At 34.5% G+C, this 23,031-nt stretch carries 14 protein-coding genes; 9 read left to right on the plus strand and 5 right to left on the minus strand.

Annotated elements, in window-relative coordinates; translation table 11 throughout:
- The 3 genes from BW942_RS17800 to BW942_RS17810 form a co-directional block, all read right to left on the minus strand.
- On the minus strand, positions 1–265 hold a 265-nt coding region (locus BW942_RS17800; protein WP_139325933.1), incomplete at its 3' end, for a transposase.
- A gap of 108 nt (positions 266–373) precedes the next feature.
- The gene (locus BW942_RS17805; RefSeq protein WP_000468414.1) at positions 374–1,279 is read right to left on the minus strand and encodes a DMT family transporter; all 906 of its coding nucleotides are present in this window, start codon (positions 1,277–1,279) and stop codon (positions 374–376) included.
- Entirely contained in the window at positions 1,279–2,799 is a 1,521-nt protein-coding gene (locus tag BW942_RS17810) for a M14 family zinc carboxypeptidase (protein WP_000844448.1), read from the minus strand. Before BW942_RS17810 ends, BW942_RS17805 begins: the two co-directional genes overlap by 1 nt.
- Before the next feature lie 70 nt (positions 2,800–2,869).
- On the opposite strand from BW942_RS17810, the gene BW942_RS17815 reads away from it, so the two are divergent.
- The gene (locus tag BW942_RS17815) at positions 2,870–3,838 is read left to right on the plus strand and encodes a formylglycine-generating enzyme family protein (RefSeq protein WP_000562954.1); all 969 of its coding nucleotides are present in this window, start codon (positions 2,870–2,872) and stop codon (positions 3,836–3,838) included.
- A gap of 1 nt (position 3,839) precedes the next feature.
- The gene (locus tag BW942_RS17820) at positions 3,840–4,901 is read left to right on the plus strand and encodes an LIC_10091 family lipoprotein (protein WP_000483735.1); all 1,062 of its coding nucleotides are present in this window, start codon (positions 3,840–3,842) and stop codon (positions 4,899–4,901) included.
- A 504-nt stretch (positions 4,902–5,405) separates the two neighbouring features.
- On the opposite strand, the gene BW942_RS17825 is transcribed toward BW942_RS17820, so the two are convergent.
- Complete coding sequence (locus BW942_RS17825; protein ID WP_000344514.1) at positions 5,406–5,585, minus strand: hypothetical protein; 180 nt, start codon at positions 5,583–5,585, stop codon at positions 5,406–5,408.
- 95 nt (positions 5,586–5,680) lie between these two features.
- Positions 5,681–6,100, minus strand: coding sequence for an Imm44 family immunity protein (locus tag BW942_RS17830; RefSeq protein WP_000394092.1), 420 nt, complete (start codon positions 6,098–6,100; stop codon positions 5,681–5,683).
- Positions 6,101–7,351: 1,251 nt separating this feature from the next.
- Here BW942_RS17830 and BW942_RS17835 point away from each other — a divergent pair.
- From BW942_RS17835 to BW942_RS17870, 7 genes are all read left to right on the plus strand, one after another.
- On the plus strand, positions 7,352–8,275 hold the full coding sequence (locus tag BW942_RS17835) for a hypothetical protein (RefSeq protein WP_000656254.1): 924 nt from the start codon (positions 7,352–7,354) through the stop codon (positions 8,273–8,275).
- Between the two features lie 96 nt (positions 8,276–8,371).
- On the plus strand, positions 8,372–10,435 hold the full coding sequence (locus tag BW942_RS17840; RefSeq protein ID WP_000791177.1) for an NAD(P)-binding protein: 2,064 nt from the start codon (positions 8,372–8,374) through the stop codon (positions 10,433–10,435).
- Between the two features lie 200 nt (positions 10,436–10,635).
- On the plus strand, positions 10,636–15,831 hold the full coding sequence (locus tag BW942_RS17845) for a trifunctional serine/threonine-protein kinase/ATP-binding protein/SpoIIE family protein phosphatase (RefSeq protein ID WP_000701143.1): 5,196 nt from the start codon (positions 10,636–10,638) through the stop codon (positions 15,829–15,831).
- 245 nt (positions 15,832–16,076) lie between these two features.
- Positions 16,077–17,750, plus strand: a complete 1,674-nt coding sequence (gene kdpA, locus BW942_RS17855) for a potassium-transporting ATPase subunit KdpA (RefSeq protein ID WP_000255836.1) — start codon at positions 16,077–16,079, stop codon at positions 17,748–17,750.
- A 10-nt stretch (positions 17,751–17,760) separates the two neighbouring features.
- On the plus strand, positions 17,761–19,839 hold the full coding sequence (gene kdpB / locus BW942_RS17860; RefSeq protein WP_001078552.1) for a potassium-transporting ATPase subunit KdpB: 2,079 nt from the start codon (positions 17,761–17,763) through the stop codon (positions 19,837–19,839).
- Between the two features lie 10 nt (positions 19,840–19,849).
- A complete protein-coding gene (gene kdpC, locus BW942_RS17865; protein ID WP_000576697.1) occupies positions 19,850–20,422 on the plus strand; it encodes a potassium-transporting ATPase subunit KdpC in 573 nt (190 codons plus the stop codon).
- A complete protein-coding gene (locus tag BW942_RS17870) occupies positions 20,419–23,031 on the plus strand; it encodes a sensor histidine kinase (RefSeq protein ID WP_000588682.1) in 2,613 nt (870 codons plus the stop codon). Before kdpC ends, BW942_RS17870 begins: the two co-directional genes overlap by 4 nt.

Here is a 23,031-nt window from a genome sequence, read left to right on the forward strand (position 1 = left end):
CAAACTTTTTTAAGATCGCGTTCTCATCCTTTAATCTCAGATTCTCTTTACGAAGTCTTTTCAACTCTTCGCTTTCCTTTAGCTGTTTATCCGGAAGTGGTTGCTCTGTTTCCTTCTTTTTCAAATGCTCGGCCTTCCATTGTCTCAATACAAAGTAGCTAACTCCTAAGGACTCTGCTACTTCTTTTATTGTAAACGATCCGTTTAACGTCCGGTTTACCGCTTGTTCCCGAAACTCCGGCGAATATTTTCTTCTTCCTTTCATTCTCACCTTTTACCTCTATTCTTGGAAAAAAAGGTGTCTACTTTTATGTTACTAGGTCAATTGAAGTAGTTTTGTTAGACTCCACTATAGAATTTTTCAACAACTCTATTAATTTGTGTTTTCCATTGATAAGTTTTGATCTTTTCCGATAGATTCCGCAAGAATGAGTCCTAAAAATACAATTGTACATCCTACAATTCGTACTGGCCCTGATTTCTCACCTAATAATAGAAAAGCGATAATTGAGGAAAAAACTGGTTCCAAAGAAAAGATAATTCCCACACGAGTAGGTGACACATAACGTTGAAATTTAGTTTGTAAAAACGTAGTTAATACGGAAGCCAAAAGTGCGTTGTACAATACTCCTGGAATTAATCTTGCACTTGGATTTAATCTAATTTTTTCAATTCCTACAAAATGTAATATGATTACAGAAATCAACGCAAAAAATCCCGCCACAAAGGATTGATAAAAAACGGATATTCGAATTGGTATTTGGATACTTACTCTGTCCATTTGTATGATATACAACGAAAAAAAAATTGCTCCACCTAACGTGATCCAGTCGCCGTTTGTAATTGTTAGAGTGCCTTCCATTCCGATTTCTCCCGCAAATATCAGACATATTCCGGTAAAAACCACAGAAGCTCCTAAAAGATTTCCTTTTCCGGGCATTCTTTTTTTTAAAATTGCTTCAAAAATTGGAGTAATTACGACTAACGTTCCTATTAAAAAAGAGGATTTAGTTGCAGTTGTAGTTTTGAGTCCTATGGTTTCGCATGCAAATCCGAGATATAAAAACATTCCGAGTAAAAATGCCCCCGGGTACCAAATTTTACCCTTTCTAAATTCTTTCCAGGCGAACGGTAAAAAGATCATACTTGCGATTCCAAAACGAAGTCCCAGAAATATAGAAGGCGAAGTGTCTCTGAGACCGAAAATAGTCATTGTAAAGGTTCCTCCCCATATCAAGGTGCAGAGGATAAGATAAATTTCGTGTCTTATGTGAAACATTATATTCTATTTTTCTTAAGTACGATTTTTAGAGGTTCCCATTTGCCGTTTGGTCTGGTTTGTATTTCTGTCGGTTCGTAACCTTCTTTCGAAATTTTAACTTTAGTTTCCTTTCTATCTGGAAACAGTTGAAAGAAAAAACCGTTGATCGGATTAGAAACTCGAATTTCTTCCTGAAAGTATTTTATTCTTTCGATTTCTACTTTTGCTTCGAGTGGTGTTCCGAATTCATCCGTGATTTTTAGAAAAATCTTTTTTCCTTCTAAAACTTCGTTTAACAATAAGTTCCAAGCCTTCCTCAAGGATACGTTTACTTTTTCCACTTCCTTGTATTCCGGGTTGAGATGTGTGGTTTCCAATAGATAAGCGAGAGTTCCATGTGCAAAGTAGAAGTAGTCTTGATCGACTCCGTCTATTGGATAGATATTTTTTTTTGCTTCGAATTCTTTTTCTGGATTTAAGCTAGTCACAGAAGCAGCGATTTTTTTTCCTATTTCCTTGGCCACGTCTGGTTCCGGATTATTTAATGAATCGATCGAATATGGAATTAACAGACAATTTGCATATGCATGATAGCTAATGGATGCCGCAAACCTTTCCCGATTTGCAAGGTCCATCATTGCTTTTGTTTCTGATTCTGACCCTGGCGAGGGGCCTCTATAAAAATAGTTAGAAGGATTAGAAGAAGAATATCCTCCTCCGGCTTTTCCCCAATAAAACGGATAATTGCGATTGATATCTACTCCTGGATTTAACTTGTCGTTTACTGGACCAGAACCTGGATAACCGTTTTTTCTTCCCATCAGGTTAGATACGTGCCAAAAATGTCTGGCGCCATCTGGATTGACAATAGGTACAATCCAGATTTTCATCTTATTTAGGATTTCCTGATATTCTTTTGGTCTAGATAATACGGAATAGATTATATCGTAACAGTGTTCAATGGATATAACTTCGTTTGCGTGGTGAGCGCAGTTAAAAAGTACGGAAATTTTTTCCTCGTCTGGAGTGGTTGTGTTTGTTAGAAGTAGGGCCGGAATTTCTCTTCCTCTAGCGGTTTTGCCGATCACTTCCATTCTGGATTGTTCCGAATATAAATTTGCGATTCCAAGTAAATAATGAATATTTAATATGTTATCCTTATAACCTTTTTTTAGATCTTCAAGACTTGTAAATCTTTCGTTGATCAATTCCTGATAATTGCCGGAATAATATTTAAATGGTAAGTATTGTTTAACGACGGAAATTCCGGGAGATGGAAATCCGAACTTATCTATGTCTTGTTTATTGATTACGGAATAATAAGAATCCGATTCTTGATAACTGATGTTATACTTTCCTCCGGTTTTTTCTTTAAATTCTCCCAGTCGTCCTGGATCGATCCGAACGAGTATCATTTTTCTTGGATCGTTTAAGGGAGAATTTGGAATCTTTTTACGAAAGAAACCAGCACAGGAAACAAATAAAAACAGACAAATATAGACTATAAATATGGTGTTTGAAGGAAGATACGATTTCATTCTTTATAAAATATTGGAACTAGTTTGTTCTTATCGCTTTCAGAATCCAGAGATTTTTTTAAATACTTGATTGATTTGTCCGTTTCGTTTTTCAGTCTATCCTCATTCTAAAAGATTCTGTTTAAGTTTTAAATCTTTTTGGTTAGGACCTTATATGAAATCGAAAATTCGAAATTTTCTTTTTTTGGTAGTAATGATTTTAATTGCTCACTGGGGGTGGATGTGTAAGTTGCTTGCGGATCCTTCGGCTTGTGGAGGAAAAGAAATTCCAGGAATGAAATGTATTCCTGCCGGAGAATTTATACGCGGAAGTAATGTTTACGATGCAGATGAAAAACCGGAAGAGAAGGTTTATGTAAGTGACTTTTATATGGACATCTATGAAGTCACAAATGAAGATTTTGACAAATGCAAAAACGCAGGTAAATGCCAAGAATGTTTAAAAACCGGGAAGTGTAATTATATCGGACCACGTTATGGTAAACCTTACTTAGGTCCCAAACAACCTGTAACAGGGATTAGTTGGTATACTGCAAAAGAGTTTTGTGAATGGGCTGGTAAAAGACTCCCAACGGAAGCCGAATGGGAGAAAGCTGCCAGGGGACCAAACGGAAATTTATATCCCTGGGGGAATGAACCAGCAACTTGTGAAAGAGCGATCATTGAAGTAGGGGACATTAAAGGATGTGTTCCTAAAAAGACGGAAAAACCTCATCTAATGCCGACTGCAAACGTGGGTACAAGAGCTCCTGGAGTTTATGGATTGTATGATATGGCCGGAAATTCTTGGGAATGGACTGCGGATTGGTATTCTACTTCTTTTAAGGCTTGTGGTAATTTTTGTAGAGGAAAGGATCCTAAGGGACCTTGTGACGGAAAGGAAGTTTGTCCCGGTTATAAGAAAAAAGTTTTAAAAAGTGGTTCTTGGTGGTGGCCAGCTCATTATGCGAGGGGTTCTAAAAGAAGATCTCATATTCCAGAGAATTTTCCAGAATATCACCATTTTGGATTTCGTTGTGCAAAGGATGTAAATAAATAATATGTTTAATTATTCTAAATTAGGAATTTATGTTGTTCTTATGTTTCTTTCTTTTATTTTTTTGTTCTGTTCCGGGCCAAAAAAAATCGAGGAAAACCAAAATGTTTCTTTAAATGAGGGAGATATTGTTTCTAAACTTAAAGAAACTCCTCAGGAAACTCTCGTTCCTACCAAGTGGGACGTGGGTGATACTACGGTTTCTAACGAAGACCGTTTGGATCTTCTGATTCCACACGTTCAAAATTTAGGAAACGTTTACGTTGGAGTTGGTTCGGAACAAAATCTTACAATTGCTGCTTGGGCTAAGTCGGATTTTATTTATCTTATGGATTTTACTCAGATTGTAGTTCACGCAAATACGATCACGATTCTTTTTCTTCAAAAAAGTGAAAAGAAAGAAGATTTCATTCGCCTTTGGGGAAAAGAGGGGGAAAAGGAAGCGCTTGAGTTGATCCAGGTTTCTTTTTCGGACCCGGAAGTTTATAAAAAGGTTTATAAACAGGCTTCTCCGTTTATTCGAAAACGCCATAAAACTAATTTGATGCTTTCTAAGAAATACAATTATAAGATGTTTCAGACAGATGATGAACAATATTCTTATATTCGAAAGTTGGCTATCGAAGGAAAAATTTTACCAATTCGAGGTAATCTTTTAGGAAATATTACGTTAACCGGTATTGGGAACACTTTGAAAAAAATAGGCCGTAAAGTGGGAATTATTTATTTTAGTAATGCAGAAGAATATTTCGCTTATCCTCAAGAATTTAAAAACTCGATTCTCAATCTTCCAGTCTCAGAAAGTTCTCTTGTGGTGAGAACAATTTCGGTTCGTAAGGATTTATTTCCTTGGTCTCCCGGTTCGGAAATTTCTACGGATCGAGGTTTTCATTATTGTGTTCAAAAAATTTCCAACTTTCAAAAATGGTTATCTAGTGGCAAACCAGGACTTCGTTCTTTACAAGTGATGGTGGAAGGTGGAACCGTGGATAAGAAGAATGGTATTACGGTTGTTGATAAGGAACCTGTTGTTACGGAAGATAAACTTCCTAAAACGGGTGGTTAGATACAAATTATTATTGTTCTATAGTTAAAATCTAGATGGATTGTGTTTGAGGCGCGGTCCGGTTATGATTTAAAGAATATTAAAGTTTATTTATATTTAAAAATTATGAATTATTCATTTTTAATAACTCAGGCGATTTGTTTTTGAACACTGGTATGTGGGGAATCTATATTCAAAATTTATAGATTTTTAATTGTTCAAGCACCTGCTTTGGGCGTGGGAAAATCTGCATTCAAAAGTTGCTCTCTTCTTAAGAGACGTAATTTGTGGGAACTCTTACAAATTTGGGTTTAATAGATCAATTTTGAAAATGTAGTAGTTCCTATAGATTTTGTCCCATTTTAGATTTATTACTCTTTTTGAAAGTTTTAAAATTCTGGAAAGCCGTGGTAGTTCCCACATTTTTAGAGTTTCGCAGTAAAATAACGATTTTGAAGACTACTTGACGTGAATTAACGCGAAAGAGATCGATGCGAGGAAAACTCAGCAGAACTCTTTCTCAAACTAAAGCTGTCTCGCTTCTATGGTCGCTCGAAGTAACTCAGCGTCTCGCTCGCTCGACAGATCGTGTTTTATAATCAATTGAAACTTAAGATGAATATTGTATTGCGCTTCCTGTATGCAATTTATTGACCAGAGTTGAGAGCCCTGTCCGGCTACTTGTAGCAAGCCGGATTCGTCCAATCTTTCTTACGTAAAATTCACATTATTGAAGTGTAAATGATTCGATATTTTATTATATAATTCTGAATAACAGATAAATTCTGAAATTAAAACGGCTAATGAACGTTATGTGATATGTATAGTGGAAATAAGTTTTTAATCTCGTTTTCTAAACTTGTCGCATCGAAAGAACTAACTTTTCGTCCCAGATCTTGAACTACTGCTAAAATATTTTGAACTAAAAGATTGGTTGCGATGTCGTCATTTGCTTTTTCGAAACTCTCAAAATCAATATAAAGTCGGTAGTCTGCGGAATTTTGTTTTTTCTGATAGAGTTTACGTTCTTTATAAAATTCTTTAAGATCCGTACGGATTAAGATAGGGATTACACCAATGGATTTAATATTAGCTCCATAGTCTTTATCTAAGAAATGTTTGTTTAGAATTGATCCTACATTTTTTCTAACGCGGCGAAATTTGTCTGGAACGTTTTGACTAAAACGTCCGTCAATTTCAGAACTGATAAAAAATTCCATCTTGGTTTATTTTAAATTATTTTTTTTCAAGGTAAAGAATAAAATTTTACGATAACGTGATTTAGTATAATAAAAATCTGTCAAGCGCCAATAGAAGTGAGACGCTTTTGTTATCCAGCTTGATCTTTTTGATAAAATGCAATTTGGTTTCAATCCACTTCCTTTTCAAATAAAGGAAGAAACAGCGATTGTACAGATCTTAATCGATATATTAGAAAAATGTTTATTAATTTTTCTATACATAACTACTGCGAACCTATCGACATCATACTGTATAAACGTTAAGCAAAATTGTTTAGTCGGCAAACGGCGATTATTCGTTTGAGTGCGAATAAGGTGCAATAAATAGGTTCTCAAAAAGCGCTTCATTATAAAATAAAAACGTCTGGAAATCATATTTATAAAATTGATTTAAAATTTCACTCATTCTATTTGTATCATTTTTTTGGAAGAGAGCTTTTGCTACCAAATACATGTTTGATCTTATTTAAAAATTTTCTATTTTACAGATACTTCGATTGTATTGAGTATAAAATTGAGTACCCTAAATTTTTACTACAAAGTCCTGTTTTAAAGCAAAATCCTGGGTATTATTATGTAGTTCTGAAATAAGATGTCATGAGTTTTGAGACGGTTTTAAATTGGAGTACACTTTTTATATGTTTCTAAGTCGATTTGGACTAAGAGCTTTTCCAAAAAACTCAAAAAAATTTACGCGATCATTCTTTAGAAATTTTTAATAAAATGCAATAGTTTCTACAAATTGGGTCGCATTGTAATTTGCTAACTTTCGGGTAGTTCTAATGTCGTTGATTTTCATAATAGTTTCCACATTTTGTTGAACTCAAATCTGGGTCATTCGAGAAACTCAGCAAATATTTCCTTAAACTCAATGCATCGCTTCTATGGTCGCTCTGTAGGGCGGTGTTTAGGATTTAGGAAAAGCCCTAAATACAATAAAATTTAGTAAATTATATAATTTTAATGTTTTATAAAAAAATAAATATGTTTTTTAAGAGATAAAATCATTATAAACATGACCTAAGTGACGTTAGTATATTTTTTATCTTCACTTTAGAAATACGTATTTTTCTTTATGATAAAAATTTAAAAGGATTAAAAACATTTTTTGTTTTTATTTTTGAAGTAAAAATAAATTAAAAATAAACTTCAGATTAAATTAATTTTTATTATTTACATTATATAATAATTTCAGAAAATTTTTAACCTTAAAAAGGAAAAAATGAATAGATGAAGGATTATATAATACGAGGAGGAGAACAGGAACTTCCCCCTCCTTATCAGATGAAACAAGTAGAATTTTATTCCTTTTGTATACAAGGAAATTGGAATGCAATTCAGTCGATTGTGGATCGGGAGCTAAATGTCCCTGCAAGTGAAAGGGCACACTATCATGTGTTTAGCGACTATTTGTTTTTAGTATTTGCAAGGCAACAATACCTTGTTCCAGGTAATGATTGTGGTTGGGTGGAAGAAACAGACGTAGGTTTTTGGATACCTCTTTTTGAAAAAGAGGCTCATGGAATCCGTTTTTATCAACCGTATCTCTTTGTGGACATTTCCACTGCTATGGCAACTGGAAGAGAAATTTATGGTTTTCATAAAATTCAAGGTCAATTCCAAATTCCTTCTCTTCGGGTTCCTCCGGAATACTTTTCTGTGGATGCGATTACTCCTCGCGGTAAAGATCGTCAGGCTATTTCTCAAAGGATGCTTACTCTTAGTTGTCCTCCTGGAGAATCTAGAACAAAAAAATCGTACGATGAATTTTCTAAACTTGGAAATTATCTAGCTGAAACCCTTTTTGATAATCCTTCTAAAATCAAAATCCCTGACTCTAATATTACGATTGATCTCTGGGATAATTTATTTCATTCAGAAATTGTAATGGTTTTTTTAAAACAATTTAGGGATGCAGCCGATCCTACATTGGCCTGTTATCAAGCGGTTGTAGAAGCGAGTAGTAACGTTACTTGTTTTCGTAAAGGTGGATATTTAGAAGGAAATTACATTTTGGATGTATTAAGTAACCCATACTTTCCTTTTGTTTCAGATTTCGGTTTAAAAAGCACTTCTATACCGATTCATTTTGGAATTTGGTGCGATTTTGATTTCGATTTTTCTCCAGGAAGAATTATTCATCAAAGAGTTTAGAATTTTATTTCAAAGAAGTATCGCAATTAGGATTAAGGTACTTTATAAGCGATAATAAAATTTAAAAGTATAACTTAATTTCTGTTAGGTGTATTTATGAAAAATAAAAAAGAAAAAGTAATTATACTCGGCGGGGGGTTGGGATCTCTTGTTACAGCTTACGAAATTACTTCTAAACCTAATTGGAAAGAACATTACGATATTACGATTTATCAATTAGGTTGGAGACTTGGTGGAAAAGGCGCAAGTGGTAGAAATCAAAACGTATTTAACAGAATTGAAGAACATGGATTACATATTTGGTTCGGATTTTATGATCATGCCTTTCGACTGATCAGAAAATGTTATGAAGAACTCTCAAGGCCTCTTTTTAGCCCATTGGCTATCTGGGAAGAAGCTTTTAAACCGGCAAATTTTTTTGTACTTGAGGAATTAGTTAATGGAAGTTATCAGTCTTGGCCGTTCCATTTTCCAATGAATAGTCAGATTCCAGGTGATACGACCGAACTTCCAGATTCTGTGACTTATCCTTCGATGATTTTAGAATATTTGAATGAATATTATAAAAATCGTAAGCAATATATTTTTCCAGAAAATGAGTGTGCTGAAAATCAGGGGGGTTGGAAAGAAATTTTAGAATGGGTAGAAGACGGAACGGAAGGAATGAGTTTAGATGTGATTGAGAAAGCCATTCTTGTTTTGAAACATCTCTTGAATCAATTAAACAAAGATTTTCCCCAGGATCGTTTTCTAAAATATGTGGATCAATTTATTGATGGTCTTTGGGCAAAGACGGAGAAAAAAATTGAATCGAATACGGAAGCAAGAAGGTTTTGGATTCTAGTTGATTTTAGTCTTACGAATATCAAAGGGATGATCCGAGACAAAGTTTTTGAAAATGGTTTTGAAAGTATAGATGACTTTGATTATAGAGAATGGTTAAAACTTCATGGAGCAAGTGAGCTTACGATCAACTCTGCGATTGTACAGGGGATTTATGGTCTTGTGTTTGCAGGAAGAAGCCAATATACTTTTGCTGCGGGAACGGCTCTTAAAGGTGCTTTGAGAATGTTATTCACCTATAAAGGTGCTATTGCATATAGAATGCAAGCTGGAATGGGAGACGTTATTTTTACTCCTATATATGAAATACTAAAAAAACGTGGAGTTAAGATTAAATTTTTTCATAGAGTTAGGGAGTTGATTCCTGGAGGCTCGGATGAACAATCTTGGATTCAAACCGTAAAAATTGGCAAACAGGTAAACTTAATAAAAGATGAATATTCTCCTTTAGTAGACGTAAAAGGACTTGGTTGTTGGCCGAGCGAGCCTCTTTACGATCAAATTGTAGAAGGAGAAGAATTAAAAAAATATAATATAGATTTGGAAGATTATTGGTCTAAATGGCAAGATAAAGAAGAAATTAGTTTGGAGTATGGAAAAGATTTTGATCGAGTTGTTTTTGGAATTTCCATTGGCGCAATTCCCTTTTTGTGTCCAAAAATTTTAGAAGAGAATTCCAATTGGAAACGAATGATACAATCGGTTCAAACGTGTCTAACGGATGCGTTTCAACTTTGGATGTATCCAGATATCGCAGGGTTAGGGTGGAAGTATTGGAAAAATGAACCTCCCGTATTGGGCTCATATATAGAGCCCTTTGATACTTGGTGTGATATGAGTCATTTGATCAATAGAGAATCTTGGTCTGATTCTCTATCACCAAATCATATCGCTTATTTTTGCGGGCCTTCTCCACTGGGAATTACACCTATTGATCCTTTGGTTGATCCAAATATACCGAAGCAAATGGAAAAATTAAAAGAAAGAGTAATTCAATTTTTACAAAATAACGTGCAAAGTATTTGGCCTAATTCTGTGCAAACTTCAGGATTCAATTGGGGTTTATTGTTGAATCCGGACAAGACCTGTCAGGGACCAATGACAATCGAATCCCAGTATCTTCGTTTAAATATTCAGCCTACGGAAAGATATGTTTTATCTGTCAAAGGTTCTACAAAATACAGACTTCCTGCAGGAAAAAACGGATACTCTAATCTTGTGATTACAGGAGATTGGATCGCAAATTCGGTGTTAAACGCCGGATGTGTGGAAAGCACAGTAGTAAGTGGCATCGAAGCGGCTAAGTGTTTTTACTAAATATTTTGAACAATTTGATTCTAAATTTATTTTAAAAAATGATAAATCTTACTTCAATTTATTAAAACAAATATATTATAAAAAATTAATATTTAAAGTTGAGATATATAGGGAAATAATTCAAATTTATTGAAAACGTATATATACTCCGTTTTATTTTAGATTTTTATTTCGGGCTCGTATTTTTTTAAAGAGGAAGAGTGAAAATTCCCGGTTTCAAAATATTAGACTTATTTTCAGAGGATTATAAATTTATTATATATAAAGCTTTTGATCAAAGATTTGAAAAAAAAGTTCTAATTAAGACAATTTCTCAGAAAAATTCCTTTATGACGGATGTTCAAGGGATTTATCACGATTTTAGAATTTCAAATTTTATAAAAGGATTAAAAACTCAAAATCCTCTTGAATTAATACGATACGGAGACATTCAAGCTCTTATATTAGAGGATTTTAATTCAATTCCACTTGCAAAACTCTTTCCTAATGGAGTAGGCTCCGTTCAAAAATTTTTCGAAATTGCTTTAGAAGTTTCTTTTGCACTTCAAGAAATCCATGAAAGAAGAATTTTACACAAGTCATTATGTCCAGGGAATATTTGGATTCAACCAGATACTGGGATAGTAAGGATTGTTGATTTTTCATCCTCTACTTTTTCTGGTAAGGATATTTCTCCTTCTAACACACCTCATCTGCCTCCTGAAGTTCTTTCTTATATAGCACCTGAGTTGACGGGTAAGTTATCTCGCGTTTTGGATCTTCGAACTGATTTTTATTCTTTGGGAATTGTTTTTTACGAAATGGCAACTGGAAGTGTTCCGTTTGTTTCTAAAGATAGAAACGAAATTTTACACTCTCATCTTACTAAAAAACCTGTTCCTATTCATATGATTAGAAATGATTTTCCTATTTCAATTTCTATGATCGTTTCGAAGTTACTCGAAAAAGACTCCGATCTACGTTATTCATGCATTAAGGGATTGATATATGATTTAGAGCTTTGTTTTAAAGATTTTCAAAATGGAAAAATTAATTCTGAATTTGTTCCCGGTTCAAAAGATAATCCTGAGATTATATTAGATTCTTCTAATTTATATGGAAGAGAAAAGGAAATTCTCCTTTTACAATCTTCTTTAGATAAGGCGTCTCAAGGAGAAACTAGAATTGTTTTTATTACTGGTGTTTCAGGTTCGGGAAAATCTGCGCTGATAAAATCCTTTTTAACAAGTATTTCAGATATTTTTGTCCAAGGAAAGTTCAATCAATATGAAACTTCAATGCCATTTGGGGGATTGATTCATTCCTTACGGGATTTGGTTTCGATCTTGCTTTCTAAAAGTGAAAAAGAAATTCAAGAATTTAAAGAACTAGTTTCTAAACATATAGGTAACAATGGAAAAATTCTTTTAAATCAGTTTCCGGAATTAGAATTTATTTTGGGTCCTCAGCCAGAGTTATCTAAACTCCCTCCGGATGAAAATCAGAATCGTTTCTACCATACGCTCAGTAGCTTTATCAAAGTTCTTACAGAAATAAGTAGACCATTTGTTCTTTGTTTAGACGATTTACAATGGGCTGATTCTGCGAGTCTCAGGTTTGTAGAAACTATTTTAGTACATTCAGAAATTAAAAAATTCTTATGTATTTTATCTTTTAGATCTGAAGAATTTGAACTTTCAAGTTCTTTTTCTAGTGTATTAAGAAAAATTGAAAGTAGTAGGGTTAAAATAGATCGAATTAAGGTAGGTTTATTAGATGAAAAAAACGTTTATAGCCTTATTCAAGATTTGTTTCCTGGATGGGAAGAACAGTCTAAATTTGCAACTTCTATCTTTCTCAAAAAAACGTCAGGAAATCCTTTAGCTATTATTCAACTTCTCGGAATTTGCCAAAAGAAACGTCTCATCAATTATCAATTTAAATCTAAACTTTGGAAATGGGATCTTGAAAAGATAGAAAAACTTTCAATTTCAGATAATGTAGTTGATCTACTTTGTGATAGAATTAAAACCCTTTCTCCGGAGCTTCAAGAACTTTTGGGTGTATGTTCTTGTTTGGGAAAAAAATTTACTTTAGAATTTTTATCTAAATTAACTTTTTTTAATACTATAAAATTAGATCAGCTCCTTTGGTTAGCGGTAAGAGAAGGATTTTTAAATATTTTTTTTAATGAGAATCATTTTCTTTTCGAAGAAAATCTTTTTTCGGAACGAATTTTTAGTTTTTCACACGATAAAATCCAACAAGTTATTTATGACTTACTAGAAGAATCGAAACGGAAAAAAATTCACCAACATATAGGGATGACCCTACTTACAATTTACGGATTAGAATCTAAAGACAAGATTCTTTTTCAAATTGTACAACATCTTAATCATACAATTGATACAATCGAAGAAGAGTCTATAAAAAATGATCTTACAATTTTAAATTATAAAGCGGGTCTTCAAGCTAAGAATTCAGGATCATACGAAAGTTCTCTTCAATATTTAAATTTTGCTTTGAATTTTCTGAATAAGGAGGCTTCCGTCGAGAACTTTGAACTGTATACAGATGTGATTTTAGAAACCGCAGAAACAGAATATCTCTTAAGCAATTACGAAAGGGTGGAATCTCTTTTGAGATTATTAGAAAATAAAAATATAACAAATTTACAATATATTCGTAAAGAAACAATTTCGGTTCGTTTGTATTCTAAAATGAATAGAATAGAAGAGGCGGTTTTAGCGGGTTTAAGTGGAATGAGACGTTTTAAAATTTATATTCCTTCTTTTTGTTTCAGAGTCATTTTTGCACTTTTTAAGGAATTGTTAATTTCTATAATTTTATCCATAAAAAAAACCGATTTGGAACTTGTTTGTGTAAAAGAAAACTTGGAACCTGAATACGAAGCTTTGATCGATCTTTTTGCGGAGTTGGGTCCATCAGCTTTTACATACGATCAAAATTTATTTGCCCTTATTGTATTAAAAATGTTTAATGTTTCTTTGACAAAGGGAGTTTCTAGAAGTAGCGCTATTGTGTATAGCGGATACGGTATGATCATTAACCAGGTTCTAAAAGACCTAAATCAGGCGGTGCGTTATTCTAAGCTCGCGATGGATCTGAACAAAAAGATTCCGTTTGATCTTGTAAAGTGGAAAGTGAAATACGTATATTCTGCTTATATCTGCCACTGGGTAAGGCATATCACTTTCGACATAGGTTTGTTAGACGAAGTTCATAATGGAGCCTTACAAAACGGGGATATTTTTTTTGCCGGATTTAGTCTTCAGGCCAAGATTCAGAAAAAAATTTTTGCTTCCTATTCTATAAATGAACTTTTGACGGACATAGATAATGCGGAAAAGTATTTTAAGATAACAAGAGACGATTTCGCTTCCGTAATTTCAAAAAGTTCTCATCAGTTTATCAAAGCTCTTGCAGGAAAAACTTTTTCCGGCTGTTCTTTGGAAGATTCTGAGTTCCAATACCAAGATTTTGAAAGTGAAATAATGGAAAATAAAAATTACACTGCACTTTCCTATTATTATCATGATCTTACTAAACTTTATTATTTTTCAGGGCAATATAAAAAAGCTATAATATTCGCCGCAAAGTGTGAAAAGTTAATTCGGAATGCTTTTGGTTTGATTCCTTTTGCCGAATATTGGTTTTATTATGGAATTGTCATTTTAGCTAATTTTCATGAATTTAGTTTTTTTCAAAGAATTAGATATTTAAAAAAATTGAATATTGTATTTTCATACTTTAAAAAATGGAGTAGAGATTGCCCGGAAAATTTTATGGGACTTTTGGAACTTCTTAGTGCAGAAAAAAAAAGAATACGCGGAAAAGTTTACGATACAATTGTAGGTTACGAAAGAGCGATCAAACTTTTTCAAGAATCGGGTTTTATTTCGTTTCAGGCTTTATCGAGCGAAATGGCTGCTGAGTTTCATTATAAAATTGGAAATTTCTCTCTTGGAAATCACTATTTAGGATACGCGATCAATTTATATTCTAAATGGGGAGCTTTGTCTAAGGTATCTGATCTAAAAAGTCGTTTTTCGAATCAACCCCAGCTTTGTTTTTTGAATGAAAATGATCTAAACAAAATCTTGGAACAAGATCTTGTTTTAGATCGGGAAGTTATATTAAAATATTATAATATTATTTCTAAAGAGATTGTCTTGGATAATCTTCTTAAGAAATTGATGCAAATAACGATGCAAACTGCTGGAGCGACAAAAGCGGTTTATTTTAATTTGTATAATGAAAATCCAATGCCTTATCTTATAGGACAAAACGAAAAGACAGGAATTAAGATTGAAAAATTTCCAGAATTAGATAAACCTCAATATCCGGTTTCTTATCTGAATTACGTGTTTAGAACGGGTAAATTGATTTCTACGTTTGATTCTTTCTCGATTAAAAATTTTAACGATCAATATATCAAAGAAAAAAATCCACAGTCTATGGTTTGTATTCCATTGATACACATTGGAAAATTAAAGGGGATTCTCTATTTAGAAAATGAATTCGCCAAAGGAATGTTTACCGAAAAGAATATTCAAATTTTGGAACTGATCGCGGGGCAAGCGGCGATTTTTATAGAAAATGCTAACCTTTATGCGGAATTAGAAGAAAAGGTAAAACAAAGGACTTCCGAACTCGATAATACAATTCATCTGCTTCGAAAGGATTTACTCTACGCTCAAAAAATTCAGGATAAAATTTTATCAAAACCGGAGTCTACATTATGTGGAATACATGTTTTTACGAAGTACATTCCGATGATGTACGTAGGAGGTGATATTTACGACTATGAAGAAATTTCTCCAGGTAAGGTGAGAATCTTTTTAGCGGATGCTACTGGTCACGGTGTTCAAGCTGCGTTAGTCACTATGTTAATTAAATCCGAATATGAAAGTCTCAAATATTTAAATATATCTCCGGGAGGTTTGATTACCAAATTGAATCGAACCATCATAGCAAAATATAAAACTCTTAAATTCTTTTTTAGTTGCCTAGTCGCTGACGTTGATGCGCAAAGAGGAACATTTTACTACTCAGCGGCAGGACATCCGGACCAACTCTACCTTTCTGGAAATACGATAACAAAATTGATTCGATGTGGACCGATTATAGGTATTCTTGAAAATAAAGAATACGATTCTCATTCTTTGAAGATATTTAAAGGAGATAAGTTGTTTTTCTTTTCTGACGGAATGATAGAAGGATCTAATTCGTTTAATGAGACGTTCGGTGAAGATAGACTTTTGAAATTAATTTTAAATCATTCTTCCAAATCGGTTTCGGAAATCGTTTCGTTTGTATTTTCTGATTTTCAAACTTTTCTTTCAGGTAAAGAAGTTGCGGATGACATTACGTTTTTGTCGGCAGAAGTATTGTAATATCTTTTTCTATAAATTATTTCTTTTAAAAATCTTAACAATTTCTTAACTTCCTTTTTTGCGCCTTAACCCTACATTTATTGACTCAGTCTCTATTTTATGATTTACTTGTATGTTAAAATACTAGTTTCAGGTAAAAGAATATTATGAATTTAGAAACTATTTTGGCTTTAAGTATGGGTGGATTTTGTATCATTTACTTGGCATATACAATTTTTAGACCGGAAGAGTTTTAAGGAATTTTTATGGTAACGGAATGGATTCAACTTTTGATCTTTCTATTTGCGCTCCTAATTTTTTCTCCTTTATTCGGTCTTGGATTGTATAAAGTGTATTTATATAAAACTTCTGGTTTTGAAAAATTTTTGTATAAAATTTGTGGGATCGATCCCAATCGAAATATGGATTGGAAAGAATATGCTCTATCTTTGCTCGTATTCAATTTTTTCGGTTTTTTACTATTGTTTTTAATTCTATTTTTTCAAAATTATCTTCCACTCAATCCAGAAAATTTTCCAGGATTAGTTTGGGATCTTGCGTTTAATACCGCGGTCAGTTTTACCACAAATACGAACTGGCAGGCTTATAGTGGAGAATCTACGTTAAGTTTTTTTTCCCAAATGGCAGGATTGACCACACAAAATTTTCTTAGCGCAACTACTGGATTGTGCGTACTTCTTGCGCTTTCAAGAGGAATATCAGTAAATTATAATGTTTTTGCTTTGGGAAATTTTTGGAAGGATATGATTCGAGGAACGTTATACGTTCTTCTTCCTCTCTCTTTTATTTTTGCTTTGTTTTTGGTTGGCTTTGGAGTTGTACAAACTTTTTCCGAATCCGTTTCCGCGATTACTTTAGAAGGAAATACACAAATAATTCCTTTAGGACCGGTTGCGTCTCAGGTAGCCATCAAACAATTAGGAACAAACGGTGGTGGATATTTTGGAGTAAACGCGTCGCATCCTTTTGAAAACCCTTCTCCAATTTCAAATTTTCTACAAATGTTTTCCATTCTGATTTTGCCAGGCGCTTGTGTTTTTTTATACGGAAGAATAACCGGAAGTATCAGACACGCATGGGCAATTTTCAGCGTGATGTTTACGATACTCTGTGTTGGAATTTTAATTGTCTGGACTTTTGAATCTTCTTGGAACCCGATCAGTGGTACGTTAGGTTTTTGGGAAGGAAAAGAAATTAGATTTGGAATTTTAAACAGTTCTATTTGGGAAGTTGCCACAACTGTGGCGTCTAACGGATCTGTAAACTCTATGCACGATAGTTTTTCTCCGATTGGTGGTCTAGTAGGAATATTGAATATACAACTAGGAGAAATTGTATTTGGAGGAGTAGGGGCTGGGATGTATGGAATGATACTTTTTGTTTTGCTGACCGTATTTTTAAGCGGGATAATGGTGGGACGCAGCCCGGAATATTTAGGTAAAAAAATAGAAAAGAGAGAAATTCAAATGTCTATCTTGGGAATTTTATTACCTTCTACAATTATACTTTTGTTTACTGCAATTTCGGTAAGTGTCTCGGACGCGTTATCTTCTCTTACAAATCGAGGCCCTCACGGTTTATCAGAAATTCTTTATGCGTTTTCTTCGGGAGCGGGAAATAATGGAAGTGCTTTTGCTGGTCTGAACGCAAATACTACTTATTATAATGTTATGATTGCGATTGCGATGATATTAGGAAGATTTGGAGTGATTCTACCTGTTTTAGTAATTGCTGGAAGTCTCGCTCAGAAAAAAAGATCGGAGATCGTATCGGAAGGTTCTTTTTCTACAGAAGGAGGGACCTTTTATATTTTGTTATTGTCAGTTATTATCATAGTAGGCGCGCTTACTTTTTTTCCGGTGCTTACGATTGGGCCGATACTTGAGCATTTTATAATGTTTCAGAATCTGACTTTTTAAGGAGAATCGAATGAATCGTGAGTCCAAAGTTTTTATAGAATCCCCAATTTTAAAAGAAGCGATCTTAAATACATTCAAAAAATTGCATCCATTTTTGCAGGCCAAAAATCCGGTTATGTTTATCGTATTTTTAGGCGCACTTTTTACAACTTGGATCTTCTTTAAAGATTTATATTATGGAGTTTATTCTTCCTTTAACCTGCAAATTAGTCTATGGTTGTGGTTTACGGTGCTTTTTGCCAATTTTGCAGAAGCGATTGCGGAAGGAAGGGGAAAAGCGAGAACGGATAGTCTTAAAAAAACTAGATCCAATATAATCGCTAAAAAATTGGTAGGGAATAAGATAGAAAATGTTCCTGGAACTTTATTAAAAATTGGTGATATAGTTATTTGTGAGGCGGGAGATTTGATTCCCGGAGACGGGGAAATTTTAGAAGGGATTGCAAGCGTGGACGAATCTGCGATTACCGGAGAGTCTGCGCCTGTAGTTCGAGAGAGTGGAGGAGATAGAAGCGCGGTTACTGGTGGAACCAAAGTTTTAAGCGACAGGATTAAAATTTCAATCACCGCAGAACAAGGAAGAACCTTTTTAGATCAGATGATTGCATTGGTAGAAGGAGCCAAACGTCAAAAAACGCCAAACGAAATCGCTCTTACGATGTTATTATCCGGGTTGTCTTTTATCTTCTTGATTGCTGTGATGAGTCTTCCTTTATTTGCCGAGTTCGTTGCTAAAGAAGGAGGACAAAGTGCAAATCTTTCCATTCCAATTTTGATTTCTCTTTTAGTATGTCTGATTCCTACCACGATTGCCGGATTATTGTCAGCCATTGGAATTTCTGGAATGGAACGTCTCATTCGTTTTAATGTAATTTCAAAAAGTGGAAGAGCGATCGAGGCCGCTGGAGATATAGACATTCTTTTATTAGATAAAACAGGAACAATTACGTTAGGCAATAGAGAGGCAAGAGATTTTTATCCCGCCAAAGGAGTAGATGAAAAATATTTAGCGGATGTGGCTCAACTTTCTTCTCTTGCGGACGAAACCCCAGAAGGAAGGTCCATCGTAATATTAGCAAAAGATAAATTTGGAATCCGAGAAAGAAACTTAAGCGAAATGGAAGGTGAATTTATACCTTTCAGCGCTTCTACAAAAATGAGCGGAGTGAATTTGAAAAAAGAAGGAAAGGTAGTTCGAAAAATTCGAAAAGGAGCGGGAGACTCGATTCGAAATTATCTGCATACGTTGGGTCAAAAAATTTCTGCAGAACTGGAAGAAACGATTCAAACAATTTCACAAAGAGGAAGTACTCCAATTTTAATAACCGAAGAAGATAGGCTTTTAGGCGTGATTGAATTAAAGGATATAGTCAAAGGGGGACTCAAAGAAAGATTTGCAAGTCTTAGAAAGATGGGAATTAGAACCGTGATGATTACCGGAGACAATCCTTTGACAGCTGCGGCGATTGCCGCAGAAGCGGGAGTGGACGATTTTCTTGCGGAAGCGACTCCGGAAACTAAGTTGAAAAAAATTAGAGAACAACAAGCCAAAGGTTACCTGGTTGCGATGATTGGAGACGGAACTAATGATGCGCCTGCATTAGCGCAATCGGATGTGGGTGTGGCTATGAATACAGGCACACAAACCGCAAGAGAGGCCGGGAATATGATCGATCTTGATAGTAATCCTAGCAAACTGATAGAAATAGTAGAAATAGGAAAGCAACTTTTGATGACAAGAGGAGCATTAACTACGTTTAGTATTGCAAATGACGTAGCAAAGTACTTTGCTATTTTGCCCGCTTTGTTCGGAAGTTTTTATGCTGTGTCGGAAGTTGGTCCTTTGTCCGCTCTCAATCTAATGAAACTAGGTTCTCAAAAAAGTGCGGTACTAAGCGCGGTTATATTCAACGCTCTCGTGATACCTGCTCTGATACCTCTGGCTCTTAGGGGGATCGTTTATAAGCCGTTAGGTGCTGATAGGATATTAAAAAGAAATCTTTTGATTTTTGGTTTGGGAGGAATGGTCATTCCGTTCTTAGGGATAAAGTGTATAGATTTGATGTTAGGCTTCCTAGGAATCATTTAAGGAGAATTTTATGATTTTCTTGAATATAATTTCGATTTCCATTCGGCTTCTTTTGATTCTTACTTTAATTACGGGAATTTTATATCCGATTGTAACTACTGGATTTGCGGAACGTTTTTTCCCGTTTCGATCCAGCGGAAGTAGGGTAGTGATTCAAGGTAAAATCGTAGGTTCTGAGTTAATTGCACAGAAGTTTATAAAAGATGAATATTTCTGGCCTAGACCTTCCGCAATGGATTACGCTGCTGGAGCGTCCAATGCAAGTGTGACTAACGTTTTTTTGAAGGCAAAAGTAGAAGAAAGAAAAAAATTTCTACTTGAAAAACATTCAGAACAAACGCAGGTTCCTCCCGATTTATTATTTGCGTCCGGTTCCGGACTTGATCCGCATATCAGTCCTGACTCGGCTCTATTTCAGATAAATCGTGTGGCGAAGTCACGTAAACTAACGGAAGGCCAAATTCTACGCCTAAAAAACATAGTGGAGGAATCGGTAGAAAAAGGTTATATAGGAGAAAATAGGATCAATGTACTTCTATTAAACTTGAAGCTGGATTCCGAATTTGGAATAATATTAAAATGATTAAAGATACTCGTTTAGATCCGGACGAGTTGCTTCGTAAGATCCAAAAAGAAGAACAAAAAGAGATTTCCGGAAGACTCAAAGTGTTTTTTGGAATGGTTGCGGGTGTGGGCAAAACCTACGCGATGTTAAACGCCGCTCGAGGACTTAAAAAAGAAGGTGTAGATGTAGTGGTAGGTTACATAGAGACACATGGCCGAAAAGAAACCGAAGAACTTTTAAAAGGTTTGGAAATACTACCTAGAAAAAAGATAGAACATAGGGAGATCGAATTCGAAGAGATGGATATAGATTCCATTCTCAGACGAAAGCCGGAAGTGGTGTTGGTGGATGAGTTTGCACATACAAACATTCCAGGCAGCAGACACGTAAAACGGTATCAGGACGTGATTGAAATTCTAAATCATAGTATTAATGTATTCACGACTTTGAATGTTCAACATTTAGAAAGTCAAGTGGAGTCTGTAGAAAAAAATACTTCTGTAAAAATTAGAGAAACGATTCCAGATTCTATATTGGATATGGCAGATGAAATCGTATTGATTGATCTTTCGCCGGATGATCTTAGAAAACGCCTTCAGGAAGGCAAGGTGTACGTACCTGAAAAAGCGAACTTAGCGGGAGATTATTTTTTTAAGAAGGAAAACTTGACCTTTTTGCGTGAAACCGCACTCAATTACACGGCAAGACACGTCAATGTAGCTCTGGATTCAGAAAAGTTTAGAGAAAAAATTTTAGTGTCGATCGGTTCTAACCCTAATTCTTACTCTTTGTTACGTTATGCGAAACGACTTGCTTATGAGAGAAATGGAGAATTGTTTGCTATCTACAATCAAACGAGAGAAAATCTTACCAAGGAAAACTTAAGTCAACTCGAGAAAAATTTAAGTTTTGCCAGAGAATTAGGATGTGAAATTCTTTACGCAGCAGACGAAGATACTGCGGAAGCAATTTTAAGAATTTCCGGACAAAAGAGCATAACGCGCGTAGTGATAGAAAAATCTGATACAAATTGGTGGTGGAGATGGAATTCAACAGCTTCTAAATTGGCTAGGATTCCTTCTAATTTCGAACTTTGTTTAGTTCCATATTCTTTTATTTCTGGAGAAGAATCCGTTTTAAATCGGTTTTTAAGAACTTCTTCGGGAGGAAAACAATACTTAACGTCTTTAACTTTGATATTGTTGGCTACTTGTATCAGTTTATTTTTGGAACCGATTGCTGGCTATTGGAGTATTTCCTTACTCTATTTATTTTTTGTTTCGGGAATTGGATCTTTTTTTTCCAAAGGACCTACGGTACTTGCAGGATTATTGTCCGGAATTTTCTGGGATTTTTTATTCATTCCACCCAGATATACTTTTTTTATAGAGAAGTTGGAAGACGTACTTATGTTTGGCGCTTTTCTTTTTATATCTATCATCATAGGAAATGTTACTTCTAGATTAAGACAAAAAGAAAAGGTATTAGTCAATCGAGAACTTCGCTTAACAACATTATACGAATTATCTAAAGAATTGGGACATGCAAGAGACGTACGACGTATATCTGAAATCGGAGCGGAATATCTTGGAAAAGTATTTCAGACGGAGATAGTTATACTTTTAGAAAATCAAGGAAACATAGATTTTAATTCTTCCAGGGCCGGAAATTTTTTTCCTGATCCAAAAGAAACTGCTGTTTCTAACTGGGTGTATAAAAATAAAATTCCCGCAGGAAAATTTACGGATACGTTATCCTTATCTTTAGGAACTTATTTTCCTATGATCGCTCCAGGTAAAGTGATAGGAGTGATCGGAGTCGTTTTAAATGAAAGATTGAACTTGGATCAAGAAAATCTTTTGCTTACGATGGGAAATCAGATAGCTCTTGCGCTTGAAAGGGAACTGTTGTCTGAAGAAACCAGGACTAGATACTTGGCTAATCAATCTGAAAGACTTTATACGATTATATTTAATTCTTTATCTCACGAATTAAAAACGCCACTTTCTTCGATCCGGGGAGCGGTGACTGCATTATTAGAGCCGGAGATAGAAAATTCCAGGGAAGCTAGAGTCGAATTGTTAAACGAAATCAACGAAAGTAGTATGATTCTCAATCTATTATTGGGAAATTTATTGGACATGAGTCGTTACGAATCTGGTTTTTTAAAATTGAGAATGGATTGGCACGATCCATCTGATCTGATTCACGTAGTAGTAAGAAGATTGAGGCAAACGGTAAAAAATAGTCATTGTGTGATTCATCTACCGGAAAATCCGGTACCAACTTGGATGGATTTTACATTGATGGAACAAGCGCTTTTTAACGTAGTATTCAATGCGGTTCAGATTTCACCCGAGGGCACTCCGGTTTTTATAGAACTTATATGCAGAAAAGATAAAATACAATATATTGTAGAGGACGAGGGGCCAGGAATTCCCAAGGAAGATCTTGAAAAGATATTCGAAAAGTTTTATAGAAGTAAAAATAGAAATCACGTAGGAAGTGGTCTAGGGCTTTCGATTAGCAAATCTATTGTGGAAACACACGGAGGTACTTTAACCGCAGAAAATAGAATAATAGTAGGGGCCAGGTTTTGTATCGAAATTCCGATCAAATCGAGTTAA

It is taken from the genome of Leptospira interrogans (assembly GCF_900156205.1).
GTDB lineage: Bacteria > Spirochaetota > Leptospiria > Leptospirales > Leptospiraceae > Leptospira > Leptospira interrogans.

Coding starts and splice junctions, on each gene's coding strand:
- BW942_RS17805 (WP_000468414.1), bottom strand. CDS start 1,279: ATGTTTCACATAAGACACGAAATTTATCTTATCCTCTGCACCTTGATA.
- BW942_RS17810 (WP_000844448.1), bottom strand. CDS start 2,799: ATGAAATCGTATCTTCCTTCAAACACCATATTTATAGTCTATATTTGT.
- BW942_RS17820 (WP_000483735.1), top strand. CDS start 3,840: ATGTTTAATTATTCTAAATTAGGAATTTATGTTGTTCTTATGTTTCTT.
- BW942_RS17830 (WP_000394092.1), bottom strand. CDS start 6,100: ATGGAATTTTTTATCAGTTCTGAAATTGACGGACGTTTTAGTCAAAAC.
- BW942_RS17835 (WP_000656254.1), top strand. CDS start 7,352: ATGAAGGATTATATAATACGAGGAGGAGAACAGGAACTTCCCCCTCCT.
- BW942_RS17840 (WP_000791177.1), top strand. CDS start 8,372: ATGAAAAATAAAAAAGAAAAAGTAATTATACTCGGCGGGGGGTTGGGA.
- kdpA (WP_000255836.1), top strand. CDS start 16,077: ATGGTAACGGAATGGATTCAACTTTTGATCTTTCTATTTGCGCTCCTA.
- kdpB (WP_001078552.1), top strand. CDS start 17,761: ATGAATCGTGAGTCCAAAGTTTTTATAGAATCCCCAATTTTAAAAGAA.
- kdpC (WP_000576697.1), top strand. CDS start 19,850: ATGATTTTCTTGAATATAATTTCGATTTCCATTCGGCTTCTTTTGATT.
- BW942_RS17870 (WP_000588682.1), top strand. CDS start 20,419: ATGATTAAAGATACTCGTTTAGATCCGGACGAGTTGCTTCGTAAGATC.